The organism is Acinetobacter sp. UBA6720 (assembly GCF_002454215.1).
In the GTDB taxonomy this organism is placed as follows: Bacteria; Pseudomonadota; Gammaproteobacteria; order Pseudomonadales; family Moraxellaceae; genus Acinetobacter.
The window spans coordinates 1-12,782 of the sequence record NZ_DKIK01000018.1 but is presented as its reverse complement, the minus strand read 5'-3'; the positions used below and the strand labels follow the sequence as shown (position 1 = coordinate 12,782).

16 protein-coding genes and 1 pseudogene are annotated in these 12,782 nt (G+C 41.1%); 4 read left to right on the top strand and 13 right to left on the bottom strand.

The genetic code is table 11. The annotated features are described in order from the left end of the window. The 4 genes from B4F08_RS02070 to B4F08_RS02055 all read left to right on the top strand — a co-directional run. Nucleotides 1-745 (top strand): MutS-related protein (locus B4F08_RS02070; protein ID WP_414632435.1); only part of this gene is annotated, 745 nt, incomplete at its 5' end. 207 nt (nt 746-952) lie between these two features. Beyond that, a complete protein-coding gene (fdxA, locus tag B4F08_RS02065) occupies nt 953-1,276 on the top strand; it encodes a ferredoxin FdxA (protein ID WP_010327061.1) in 324 nt (107 codons plus the stop codon). 131 nt (nt 1,277-1,407) lie between these two features. After that, entirely contained in the window at nt 1,408-2,127 is a 720-nt protein-coding gene (locus B4F08_RS02060; RefSeq protein WP_086208353.1) for a D-Ala-D-Ala carboxypeptidase family metallohydrolase, read from the top strand. A gap of 132 nt (nt 2,128-2,259) precedes the next feature. Beyond that, the gene (locus B4F08_RS02055) at nt 2,260-2,925 is read left to right on the top strand and encodes an O-methyltransferase (RefSeq protein ID WP_291372815.1); all 666 of its coding nucleotides are present in this window, start codon (nt 2,260-2,262) and stop codon (nt 2,923-2,925) included. 141 nt (nt 2,926-3,066) lie between these two features. On the opposite strand, the gene B4F08_RS02050 is transcribed toward B4F08_RS02055, so the two are convergent. From B4F08_RS02050 to B4F08_RS01990, 13 genes and pseudogenes are all read right to left on the bottom strand, one after another. After that, nucleotides 3,067-3,909 (bottom strand): universal stress protein, encoded by an 843-nt coding sequence (locus B4F08_RS02050; RefSeq protein ID WP_110975168.1) that lies wholly within the window; start codon nt 3,907-3,909, stop codon nt 3,067-3,069. Between the two features lie 128 nt (nt 3,910-4,037). After that, entirely contained in the window at nt 4,038-4,649 is a 612-nt protein-coding gene (locus B4F08_RS02045; RefSeq protein ID WP_291372812.1) for an acyltransferase, read from the bottom strand. Then, nucleotides 4,642-5,238, bottom strand: coding sequence for an IMPACT family protein (locus B4F08_RS02040; RefSeq protein ID WP_291372811.1), 597 nt, complete (start codon nt 5,236-5,238; stop codon nt 4,642-4,644). Before B4F08_RS02040 ends, B4F08_RS02045 begins: the two co-directional genes overlap by 8 nt. Before the next feature lie 264 nt (nt 5,239-5,502). Continuing rightward, nucleotides 5,503-6,249, bottom strand: coding sequence for an LPS export ABC transporter ATP-binding protein (gene lptB / locus B4F08_RS02035; RefSeq protein WP_110975170.1), 747 nt, complete (start codon nt 6,247-6,249; stop codon nt 5,503-5,505). Beyond that, complete coding sequence (gene lptA, locus B4F08_RS02030) at nt 6,249-6,815, bottom strand: lipopolysaccharide transport periplasmic protein LptA (RefSeq protein WP_086208359.1); 567 nt, start codon at nt 6,813-6,815, stop codon at nt 6,249-6,251. Before lptA ends, lptB begins: the two co-directional genes overlap by 1 nt. Beyond that, a complete protein-coding gene (gene lptC / locus B4F08_RS02025; RefSeq protein ID WP_086208360.1) occupies nt 6,805-7,347 on the bottom strand; it encodes an LPS export ABC transporter periplasmic protein LptC in 543 nt (180 codons plus the stop codon). Before lptC ends, lptA begins: the two co-directional genes overlap by 11 nt. A gap of 34 nt (nt 7,348-7,381) precedes the next feature. Beyond that, complete coding sequence (locus B4F08_RS02020; protein WP_110975171.1) at nt 7,382-7,921, bottom strand: KdsC family phosphatase; 540 nt, start codon at nt 7,919-7,921, stop codon at nt 7,382-7,384. Nucleotides 7,922-7,924: 3 nt separating this feature from the next. Next, the gene (locus B4F08_RS02015; RefSeq protein WP_086208362.1) at nt 7,925-8,902 is read right to left on the bottom strand and encodes a KpsF/GutQ family sugar-phosphate isomerase; all 978 of its coding nucleotides are present in this window, start codon (nt 8,900-8,902) and stop codon (nt 7,925-7,927) included. A 275-nt stretch (nt 8,903-9,177) separates the two neighbouring features. Beyond that, a complete protein-coding gene (locus B4F08_RS02010; RefSeq protein ID WP_291372806.1) occupies nt 9,178-9,921 on the bottom strand; it encodes an adenosylcobinamide-GDP ribazoletransferase in 744 nt (247 codons plus the stop codon). Beyond that, complete coding sequence (locus tag B4F08_RS02005; protein WP_291372804.1) at nt 9,921-10,523, bottom strand: histidine phosphatase family protein; 603 nt, start codon at nt 10,521-10,523, stop codon at nt 9,921-9,923. The genes B4F08_RS02010 and B4F08_RS02005 overlap by 1 nt, the downstream gene beginning before the upstream one ends. A 2-nt stretch (nt 10,524-10,525) precedes the next feature. Next, nucleotides 10,526-11,578 (bottom strand): nicotinate-nucleotide--dimethylbenzimidazole phosphoribosyltransferase, encoded by a 1,053-nt coding sequence (gene cobT / locus B4F08_RS02000; RefSeq protein WP_291372802.1) that lies wholly within the window; start codon nt 11,576-11,578, stop codon nt 10,526-10,528. Then, the gene (gene cobU, locus B4F08_RS01995) at nt 11,575-12,093 is read right to left on the bottom strand and encodes a bifunctional adenosylcobinamide kinase/adenosylcobinamide-phosphate guanylyltransferase (protein WP_291372800.1); all 519 of its coding nucleotides are present in this window, start codon (nt 12,091-12,093) and stop codon (nt 11,575-11,577) included. The genes cobT and cobU overlap by 4 nt, the downstream gene beginning before the upstream one ends. Continuing rightward, nucleotides 12,084-12,730 (bottom strand): annotated as a pseudogene (locus B4F08_RS01990) (2'-5' RNA ligase family protein). The gene cobU and the pseudogene B4F08_RS01990 overlap by 10 nt, the downstream one beginning before the upstream one ends. Nucleotides 12,731-12,782: the final 52 nt, after the last annotated feature.

The window sequence follows — 12,782 nt, the reverse complement described above, 5'->3', positions numbered from 1 at the left end:
GGGGGGTAAATCAACCTTTATGCGCCAAACGGCTTTAATTAGCTTATTGGCCTATTGTGGCTCCTATGTCCCTGCCCAATCGGCAGTATTAGGTCCTATTGATCGAATCTTTACCCGTATTGGTTCTGCCGATGACCTATCTACAGGCAAATCGACCTTTATGGTGGAAATGACTGAGACCTCGCAAATCCTACATCATGCAACCAATCAGTCTCTGGTTCTGATGGATGAAGTTGGTCGTGGCACCAGTACCTATGATGGTTTATCTTTGGCATGGGCTTGCGTACTTGACTTAACCAAACGTATTAAATGTTTATGTTTATTTGCCACCCACTACTTTGAACTGACCGAGCTGGCCAAAGAAACTGCTATTGATAACTACCATGTCACCGCAAAAGAACTCAATGGCAACCTGATTTTGTTACATAAAGTCCAACATGGGCCTGCAAGCCAAAGTCACGGCTTACAAGTGGCAAAATTGGCAGGTATTCCTGCCAGTGTGATCAAAGAAGCACAAAATCGTCTGAAAATTTTAGAGAAACAACAACTGCAAAAACCTAAAGTCGTTCAAAACGATTTGTTTGCTACAATAGAAGCACCTGAAATTGAAACAATTGAACGTGTAGTCGAAATTGAGAAACCTTCTGCTGCACTTGAACTACTCAAGAGTATTGATGTCGATAATTTAAGCCCACGTGAAGCTTTACAACAGCTTTATGCATTGAAAGATCAGTTACATTCATAGTGGTTTTCTATTTTTGTCACCCATTTAGACCGTCAAAATGACGGTCTTTTTTATTGTCAAAAGCAGTTTTCAGCAGAATGTTCAGTTTTTATCAAATTTAACAGCCGTGCATATAACAAATATCAATAAAAGCAATTGTTAGTTGGTGCCGTTTTTGCCTAAAATACACATTAGTTATTAGAACCATATTTTTAGGTAGCCTTCGCCATGACCTTTGTTGTCACTGAAAATTGTATTAAATGTAAATATCAAGACTGCGTAGAAGTTTGTCCAGTAGACTGTTTCTATGAAGGTCCAAACTTTCTAGTGATCAATCCAGATGAGTGTATTGATTGTGCACTGTGTGAACCTGAATGTCCTGCAAATGCAATTTTCTCTGAAGATGAACTGCCAGAAGGTCAAGAAGTCTTTATCGAACTGAATGCTGAATTATCACAAACTTGGCCAAACATTACCCAGATTGGTGATCAACCTGCTGACCGTGAAGAATGGAACGGTAAAACAGATAAGTTACAATACTTAGAAAAGTAACTCTAAAAAGATCAGCATAAGCTGATCTTTTTTTATACCTAAAACACACATTTGATTGCAATATTTCCAAATTTTCCCCATCAATATAGATTAAAATAATAGCCGTATTTTTTAAATATTTGATTTCTATAATGAAGAAATTTTTAAAGGGATTATTTGCGGTTAGCATAATCCCCTTGGTGATGATTGGCTGTACGACTTCATCTCACAAAGGCAAAACCATTACGACTCCCGATGGAAAACGTATTTTTATCCCACAAGAGCAAATTAGTTTTGACCGCCCTGCACCACCTAAAATTATTCCTTATACCTATAATGCTTGGATGTCTGTAGGTGACACACTAGCACGCGTACGTGAGTATGAAGTTTTCCTTGAACGTAATGGCGTTGGGAATATCATTCCAAGCTTTGAACTGCTCAGAACCGCTCGTGACTGGCAAAAATGTGGTCGCTCACAATATATGATTCCAAACCGTGAGCTTTGGAAAAACCAAATTGCGACTCTAAAAGTGTTTAAATATTTGGTTGCAGCCAAAGTACTGACCGATTTTGAAGTTACTTCAGTTTATCGTGATCTGCCTTTAAACCAATGTGCAGGTGGTGCCAACTCATCCCGCCACTTATTCAATTCTGCTATAGATTTTCGAATCGGACCTGAAAACCCGCAGCCGCAAGATTATGCATATATTGAAAATACTAAATTCCGTCTATGCCAATTTTGGGCTCAACACGGACAAAGCTTAAACATGGGCTTAGGCTTATATGCATCTGGTCAAATTCACATTGATACCCAAGGATATCGCACATGGGGCCCTGACCTTAGCCGAAATTCATCAATGTGTAATTACTAACTATTTTATAAGGAAAAGAGGTCGATTAGACCTCTTTTTTTAAGCATTGATTTAAACAAATATGGTCGGATAAATTGCACTCTGAAAATAAAAGTTTAAAATGCTCCACATCGCAACCAAGGTGAACATGCTATGCAACAAATGTGGACAGAGATTGATAACTATATCGACGCACATTTAATTCCTGAAGACCCCATTCTGACTCAAACTTTAGAAAATACAGAGAAACATGGTTTTCCAGATCACTTAGCTGTTGCACCCAACCAAGGCATGCTTTTACAAATGCTGATTCAAATGAATCAATGTAAGCGTGTGTTGGAGCTTGGTACTTTTGCTGCCTATAGCACCATGTGGTTAGCGCGCGCTTTGCCTGAAGACGGCTATATTTTAACGATTGAAGGGCGTGATACGCATGCCGCGATGGGTCAAGAAAATATCAACAAAGCTCAGCTTAAACAAACTGTTGAACTCGAATGTGGACGTGCAGCAGATATCCTTAAATCGCTGCCCGCAGACATTGAACCTTTTGACTTTATTTTTATTGATGCCGATAAGCAAAGTTACCCAGAGTATTTGGAATTAAGCCTCAAGCTATCTCATTCAGGTACTTTGATTTTCCTTGATAACGTGATTCGTGCAGGCGATATTATCAATCCTGAAAATCATAAGCCAAGTATTGAAGGGATCCGTGATATGTTTAAAGCGATGCAAAATCATCCGAAAATTTTGTCGTGCACCGCCATTCAAACTGTCGGTAGCAAAGGACATGATGGCTTTGCCTTAGCCATTGTAAAATAAGCTAAAACTTAGATTAAAAAATACCCAATCAATTTAAGCTTATATAAATTATAAACTTACATTTACTGTCCATATAGTTATCCACAATTAATGCGGATAACTATGGATAAAAGGGGCACAATTTAGAGAAGTCACTCTATATTAGCGTGCCACCAATAAAGGCACTTTGGCATTCCTAAAAATAGTCGTAGCAATGCTACCCAAAAAGAACTGATGAATTTTACTGTGGCTAAATGCCCCTAGAACAATCAGTTGTATACCATGCTCATTCTGATATTCCAAAATATTTTCAGCCACGTCACCATAGCGATATTCAGTAATCACATCCAGATTCGCCTCTTTTAAATAACGTTCTGGCTCTGCTAGGATTTCAGGGTGGTCGCCAACATAGACTAAATGGCATTGTAAAAGACGCAGTAAATCACTTTGAGCAATTCGCTTCATCATCTTCACACAGGTCGGGGAATATTCATAAGCAAAGATAAAACGTGTAGGCGGTTTGAATGTATCACCCACGGTCATGACCGTGCATTTTGCTCCGCGAATAAAGTTTTCAACATTACTACCCAGTGGTTTATTACGTTCAGCCGATTTTTCTCCGACTCGACCAATCACGACAATGTCATCTTCATGTAATAAGTTAAAACTTTGCTCGAGAAAGTCTCCTTTTTCTTGAATATGTGTCGTATGCAAGCCGTGTGTTTCAAGAATGAGTTTAGAAATATGATCAAGTAGATTGTTACTGTAACTGAGTGCAAGTTCACTTTGTTTCTGCTCTAACTCAGCTAGCTCTTTGAGCAACATTGCATTGCTTTCAAATCCAATCACCCCACTAATTTCACCCAAGTGATAACTTGCAGGGTAATAATCCAAAACTTGTAAAAGGACCAATTCACGCCCTGTTTGTTTTGCAATCCAAGCAGACGCTTCTGCTAAGGCATTGATACAAGGGGAAGAATCAATACATGCAATGACTCGTTTCATTATCGCCTCTCATTACACCGCATTTGGCATAAGGTCTCATTGTTGTTCTAAACTTAGCATATCTTTTTTTTTGATGGCAGCTTTTTATGTAATTAAGTATTGATAAATGTTCAAGATTCTTTGATGTCTTAATCACGTAAACGAATAAGCTGAGCAGGATTGCCTGCCACAATGGATCGCTCCGCAATATCTTTGGTCACCATACTATTCATGCCTACCACGGCATGTGCACCAATTTTCACTCCATCTTTCACGCCCACATGTGCCCCCAACCAAACATCTCGTCCAATTTCTATCCCTCTTGAACGTACAGGTTGTTGATAGATCGGATCACTGAGTGCCATGCCATGATCAAAGGCATATAAGTGACAATAAGCTGCAATACGTACTTGATCATCTAACTTAATCCCCACACGGCCACCATCCAAAATACAATGATGGTTGATTGCGACCTCGTTGCCAATCTCTAAAGGCCCGTGCAAAGTACAATCAGCAGCAATAAACGTGTTGTCCCCAATAATAATTTTGCGGCCTGGCTCTGCGAAAATGTGTGCCAATGGAGAAATAAAACAGTTTTGACCAATTTCAACGGTTTCCATTTCCATTAAGTAAGCTTGGTACTCTTGCTGCCATGCCTCAGCCCACATCCGATTTTTAGGCTTGAGTGACCAATACAACCATGGCATATAATTTAAGCGGTGCTTATGCTGTTCACGATATTTGAGTAAGGGATCAGTCATGATGGTCATCCACAATTTTTAATGCTTCACGCCCACGGGTTAGGTCTTGTATTTTAACTGCGAGCGCTTCAATCTGATGCACTTGTAATAATGCCTCTACAAGCACGCCCTCCGCAGTATATTGCTCATTAAACTCAATTTGTTGGCTATTTAGCTCATACTGGAAAATTGCCCATTCATTAAATTGACAGGCAAAATGTACTTTTTTCTTTTCAATGAGCTCGATTTTTTCAGCCAACAGTAAACACTGTCCTGCTGTTCCACCATAAGCACGTACCAGTCCACCTGTGCCTAGCTTGACACCACCATACCAACGATTGACCAAAACCAAAACATTGGTTAGTTCATTACCTTCGATGGTGGCTAAAATAGGACGGCCTGCAGTTCCTGATGGTTCACCGTCATCATTAAAACGAACATTATGACCAATTTTCCATGCCCAACACTGATGTGTGGTGCTGATATCTTTATATTGCTCTAAAAAGTCTTTAACAGCCTGTTCATTTTCAACAGGCACAGCAAAAGCTTGAAAACGACTTTTTTTGATGTCTTCTTCATAGCTCACTAAACTAGAGATGGTAAATGGCATAACGTAATTTTTAAAAATTTCACAAAAAATTATAACGTATTTTCAATCAGCTATCGTATGAAAATGGCTCATTACTTCAAACCAACACGATGATCAAATAGACAATGCATAGCAGTATAAAAGGGAAAAAGATGCTTCAAATACTCTACGATCAAACATAGAATAAAAGAACGAGCTATGTGACTGAGTCAAAATGGGATATCCATAACTCTAAAATTTCAGCTCAAAATCTGCGCCAATCAGACCAATTGGCGCAGCAAAAACTTATACAGTAAAGTCATCACCCAGATAGACTTGGCGCACGGTTTCATTGGCTAAGATTTCATCAGGAGAACCTTCAGCAATTACCGCACCCTCACTGACAATATAGGCACGCTCACAAATCGCTAAAGTCTCACGAACGTTATGGTCTGTAATCAATACGCCGATCCCGCGCTGTTTCAATGTAGTAATAATATCTTTAATATCACCGACTGAAATTGGATCAACTCCAGCAAACGGTTCATCCAATAGCATAAATTTTGGATCAGCGGCCAATGCACGTGCAATTTCCGCACGACGACGCTCACCACCAGAGACACTCATACCCAATGAATCTTTAATATGACTGATTTTGAAATCAGCTAATAATTCATGCAAACGTTGTTTACGCTGCTCTTTATTCAAATCTTTTCGTGTTTCCAGAATCGCCATAATATTTTCAGAAATGGTGAGTTTTCTAAAAATAGATGCCTCTTGCGGCAAGTAACCAATACCTTTACGCGCACGTTCATGCATGGCCAAATCAGACATATCCAAGTTATCAAGATGAATTTCACCTTTATCCATGCGTACCAGTCCAACCACCATATAGAAGCTAGTGGTTTTACCCGCACCATTTGGTCCAAGTAAGCCAACAATTTGCCCACTTTGCATGCTAAAAGATACATCTTTTACCACCCAACGCTTACTGTAGTTCTTCGCAAGATGCTTGATGCATAAGGTCTGTGGCTGATTGAGAGTTTGCTCCATTAGTCACGCGCTCCAGGGAAGGATTGAGAGGCTGAAGGTGGAATCACAATTTGAACTCGACCGCCCGATGAACCACCACTACTCGGTGTACCAATCGCTTCAATATCCCCTTTGTTCATACTATAACGCAGCGTATTACCCCGAATACTGGCACCATCCTGCTCCAAAAGTGCACTACCTGATAAGGTAATAATGCCTGTTTCTGCATTATAAATAATCTTTTGCGCCTGACCTTTGGCAATGCCTTTATTGGTACTGACTTGCTGCTGAAAACGTGCAGGCTTGCCATTTGCAGTAATGGTACTGATTTGACGGTTTTGGTTCAAATTCGCCACAATCGAGTCAGCCTGAAGTTTCATAGTCCCTTGTTCAATAATGACATTACCCGTATACGTCGTGACTCCTGTTTTTTCATTAAAGGTTGCACGATCTGCCAACAATGAAATGGCTTTAGTTCGATCACTTGGTAATGCTAAAGCAAAAGTTGAAACTGCTACACCTAAGCTCAGTGCAAGCGTTTGCTTGAGGAAAGTTTTCGAAATAGAAAATTTTGGATTATGGTTCATACTTCCCTCGAATATGGAAAAAGTCATATTGACCCGTATTTAAATTTGCTTTTAAACCCTGACTGACAAATTCTGCTTGTGGTGTTGTGACCACCACTTGCTGTTGAGATTCAAGTTCACGTGTTTTTGGAAAAGCAGTCAGTTCGACCGTCTCAAACTGCATACGGCCATGATCTAACATTTTTTGAGCAACAACCTGATTCGTTAATACGACTTTTTCGTTGTCATTAGAGCCATTCGCCTGCTTTGCATAGAATATGGCATCGACTTTTCCTGCTTTATACATTTCAGCATTTAAGTTTTCTAACTTCGATGTCTTCTTTTGCATATCTTGCTCAAGACGATCTATCTTTGCTCGGACGTATAGATTTCCCCGCTCATCCGTTTGTGTCAGCTGGATCTTCTCAGCAGAATAGGTCATGCTCTGTGCAGAATCGACTTCGAGCTTATGCCCCTTTCCACTATAATAGTAATAACCACTGCTGATAGCAGCAATCGCTACGGCAGTGATATATAAAACTTTAGTATCCATAAATGTTAACTAAACTCTCATGCATGCATACTGATTAATGCGGGACTGCGGTATACTTTTCAAGTAAAGTTTCGTATACGCCTTTGGCTTGTAAAATCATATCGCAAATTTCACGTACAGCACCACGACCACCCATCGCTTGAGTGACTAAATCCGCACGACGACGAACCTCTAAGTGACCATTCGGTACTGTAACTTTCATACCAGCAATCGCAAATGCAGATAGGTCTGGCCAGTCATCTCCCATATACAAACAGTCCTCTGGCACAATGCCGAACTTTGCACAAGCTTCGCGTAGCGCCACACCTTTGTCTTCACGGCCTTGATAAACAAGGTCAACGCCCAAATCAGACATGCGTTTTTCTACGATCTGGCTCTTACGACCCGTGATAATAATCACTTTAACGCCAGCCTGCTGAACCAATTTCATACCTAAACCATCACGGATATCGAAGGATTTAATTTCGTCCCCAGAGTTGGTTAAAGTTACAAAACCATCACTCAAAATACCATCGACATCCAAAACTAGAGCTTCTACATGACGTGCTTGTTCTAACAAAATATAAGAAGCCATTTCTTAGTTCACCCCAGCTTGAATCAGGTCATGCATACTCAACACACCAATCACTTTATTGGCATCATCAACGACGACAAATTGGTTAATTTTCTTTTCGTTCATTCGCTCTAAGGCTTCGACAGCACGTGCTTCGGCAGAAATTGTCAGTGGATTTTGAGTCATCACATTTGACACAGCCAAGTTCACATCAAAACCTTGTTGCTTATCAATCAAACGACGTAAGTCACCATCGGTAAAAATACCCAACAGTCGATCATTTTCATCCACAATTGTGGTTAAACCTAGGCGTTTGTTTGAGATTTCGTAAAGAACTTTGTTCATTGCTGTATCTGGAGACACTTTTGGTAACTCATCCCCTGTATGCATTAAATGTTTCACATGCAACAACAGACGTTTACCGAGTGCACCAGCGGGATGGGAACGAGCAAAGTCATCTGACGTAAAACCACGAGCTTCGAGTAGTGCAACAGCCAATGCATCTCCCAAAGCTAAGGTTGCTGTGGTACTTGATGTTGGTGCCAAACCCAATGGGCACGCTTCTTGGATATCACCTAAAGTCAGCGCCACATCAGCATTTTGTGGCATTGGTCCACGTTCATCACCACTGATGGTAATTAAAGGCACACCTAAATATTTAATCAAAGGCATCAGCATCATAATTTCATCACTCTTGCCCGAGTTTGAAATCGCAATCAATACATCGCCTGCAACCAACATCCCCAAATCACCGTGACCAGCCTCACCAGGGTGCATGAAAAATGATGGCGTGCCTGTAGAAGCAAACGTAGCTGCCATTTTTCGTCCAATATGTCCCGACTTTCCCATTCCAGTTATGACTAAACGCCCTTTACACTTTAAAATAATTTCACATGCACGAGTGAAACGATCATCTATTTGCTGTGCAAGAACTGATAATGCTTGTCGCTCTATCTCAAGAGTTTCTAAAGCCACTTTTTGGAAATCAATAGGATTTGACATATTTTCAGAATTCAATGCTGTTTTACCTGAATTGCATGATGATATTAAACACTACCATCACATAAAAAATAATTTCCAAGATTTTATCATATCTAGGTTGTCAACTAGCGTGGAAATATTTGGATTTTCACAACATATCTACAAATGATCCATTCGAACAATTGAATCTCTATTTTAATGATCTATATTGTCCGCTTTTATACTGATACTTTTACCATTCGATCAAGATCTGCTATCGCTTTACATCAAACGACGATTTTTTTGGTTTATAATAGTTAGGCTAAATAAAATACAGCAAACACAAAACTCAATAATGTGGCTAATTCAATTATTTCAATACTTGCCCCGATGGTATCGCCTGTCACTCCCCCGATGCGCTGTATAAATTTACACCGTAAATACCACAATGCTAAATAAAACGAGGCAAGGACAACAACTCCAACCCATGCCCAATACAAAGCCACTAAAGACGTAAGCAGTAAAAGTGCTATTGCGATTGGTCGAGCTAAATGTTGACCCAACTGGCTACCAAGTCCTTTTTCACGTACATAGTCTGTGCTTAAAAAGAAAAAAAGAGGTACGAGACGCCCTAACAGAGGAAAAAGCATCAGCGCTGTATACAGCTGTTTTTGTAATAACACATACAATACCGACCATTTTAATAGGCACACAATGACAAGACTGAGTACACCTATAGGCCCACAACTCGGATCTTTCATGATCGCCAGTGTGCGTGCTTTATCGCCAAAACCACCAACCCAAGCATCTGCGGTATCGGCCAAACCATCCAGATGCAAACCACCTGTCAGCCAAATCCAGAGCACTAGAATTACACTGCTTAATAGCACAACTGGCAAAGCATGTAATAACAGGGCAATTCCATACAGAATGCTTCCTATGAGCAAACCCACTACAGGATAAAACAACAATGCCTGCGCATTTTGCTGAGGCGTTGGCATTGCGCTTAAGCGAACTGGAAACGTCGTTAAAAACTGTAATGCAATCCAAAAAGGTGTCATTACACATCCTCACTTTGAATAAACTGAAGCTGCCCTTGAGTAAAAACAAAGCAGTTCAACTGCCCTAACTCTGCTGACATTTTTAAAAGATCATTATCATGCTGTTTTAGCGCTTGGCATTTTAAGAGTTTAATCACTCCAGCATGGGAAATAATCAATGCACGTGTCCAGCCCTGCGCATGCATTTGTTGGGTCAACATCTGTATAGATTCGACAACGCGGCTTTTAAATGCCAATAAGCTTTCTGCCTGAGGCGGGGTAAAGCTTAAAGGTGTTTGCCAAAATTGAGCCAATTCATTAGGAAATTGTTGGTAGAGTCGTTCGGTCGGCTGAGCTTCCCATTCTCCAAAATCCATTTCTTGCAAATTCGGTTCTATAAACAAAGGAAGCTGTTTTTGCTCGGCCCATTGCTCTGCAAACAGACGGCAGCGCTGTAGCGGTGAGCTATAAATGACATCCCATGCCTGACTAACCTGCTCAGCCTGCGTGAGGGTAGATTGCATTTGCATCCAACCTTTCGCCGTCAAAGCATCATCCGTTTTACCCCGTAGGGTATGACTTAAGCTGGTTTCGCCATGGCGCAGAAAATCTAAATACAACATCTTTAAACTTTCTCACCAATCACGGCTGCTTCAGCAAATGTTGCCATCTCATTATGTAAACGACAGGCGAGTTTGATCAATCCAAGTGCAGCCCCTGCACCACTGCCTTCTCCCAACCGTAGGTTCAGCTTCAATAAAGGCATCGCTTTAAGTTCTTGCAACAAACGCACATGACCATATTCAGCCGACTGATGTCCAAAAAGCATCCAAGCGCGAACCTGTGGATTTAAACGTACTGCGAGTAACGCCGAAACAGTACTGATAAACCCATCCACCACCATCGGCAGACCCAATTGCGCACAGCGAATATACGCGCCTGTCATGGCTGCGATTTCAAGTCCACCCACGGCACATAAGGCTTTAAATGGATCGTTCCCGACATATTGGGCATGCAGTGCAAGTGCTTGGTCGATCACATGTTTTTTATGTATCAATTGTTCAGTACGGATACCCGTTCCAACACCTGTTAACTTTTCAGCAGGTTCAGCCAATAAAAAACAAGCGACAGCTGAGGCTGAACAAGTATTTCCAATGCCCATTTCACCCGCAACATAGATATCCGCCCCATAAGCGATGGCATCTTCCACACTTTTTTGCCCCAAAGCAAAAGCAGCTTTACATTCAACTTCAGTCATAGCCAGGGTTTGAGCAAAGTTAGCCGTACCCGCGCGGATGCAGTGGCGTTCAACTCCGACATAGTCATAAGCTTCACCGACTGAACCACAGTCGATGACTTGTAATTTAGCTTGATACTCTTTGGCAATCACACTAATACACGCCCCACCTGTTGCGAAGTTCTGCAACATTTGACGTGTCACCGCTTGTGGATAGGCAGAAATATTTTCTTCCATCACTCCATGATCACCTGCAAAAATCGTAATCCATGGGCGGTCAATCTTAGGTTTTACAGTGTTTTGCAAACTGGCTAAGGTTACTGCAACCGATTCAAGCTCCGACAACGAGCCCGTTGGTTTGGTCAACTGTGACTGGCGTACTAGGGCTTGAGCCAATACTGACTCACTCGGACTTTGACATGCTTCTAACCACCAACTCACACTTGTTCTCCTTTTAAAATCATGGGAAATCCTGCCACGCAGAACACCACTTTTGTTGCGATTTGACCTAACTGCTGATGCAATCGCCCTGTTTCATCGACAAAGCGACGGCTAATTTGCCCCATTGGAACCACACCTAAACCTGTTTCATTACTCACTAAAATCAGCTCGGACTGTAAACTTCCCACAACATCTAACAACTTCTGACATTCCTGAACCTGTAAACCTGGATCAGTATGCATCAGTAAATTACTCATCCATAAGGTCAGGCAATCGACCAAAATGGTTTGGTTTGGGCGATCTAATTTAACCAAATGCTCTGCAAGATAAATGGGTTCTTCACACACCCCCCAATCTTCGGGTCGTTGCTGCTGATGGTGTTGAATGCGCGCTTGCATTTCCCCATCTAAGGCTTGTGCTGTGGCGACATAGACCACTGGCTGCGCTAACTGTTGTGCAACCTGCTCTGCCAAGCGGCTTTTCCCCGAACGTGCACCACCTAAAATCAGTTGCATTGTGCATTTCCCAACTTAATTTGTGTATGTGAAAACAATGGCCCTTGTAAAACATCTGCCTGATAAAAACCAAACGTGAGCTTTGAGATGTTTAAGCTATAGTTGATGTCTTCAATTTCAGCCATACGTGTCAATACATGATCACTACTTAACGCTTCACGGTATAGACCTAATGTAATATGTGGACAATAACTTAATGCCGCGACTTCCTGCGATGTATGCAACAATGTTTTTCTAATTTTTTCCAACACGCCTGCGGTATCATCCACTTTTAAAAATAAGGCACTTTCAAAACTATTTAATGCACCCATCTGTAACTGAAAAGATTCTAGCTTTAAATTTTTAAGGCGTTCAAGCTGCTGATTCAGTTGCGCTCGACTAAAGTCGTCCGACTGTGTTGCCTGTTCTACCCAAAAACCAGCAACAAATAAGGTGATATGAAACTGCCGTTGATTCGGTTGATAAAGTAAATCTGAAATTGCTCACGAAGCTGGGTTAAATAGCTGACCAAAACAGGATCATTCACTTCAATATACCAAAGTGCATAGTGCTCACGTCCCAAATGCCATTCAGGATAGTCTCGATCTTCGGTCGGTACGACAGTGCTATTGGGTTGAAGGAACACAATTTTATTCACAAATGAAGATGAATGATTTAAGCATATTTTTGTCAAAATTATGGGCTGAAAC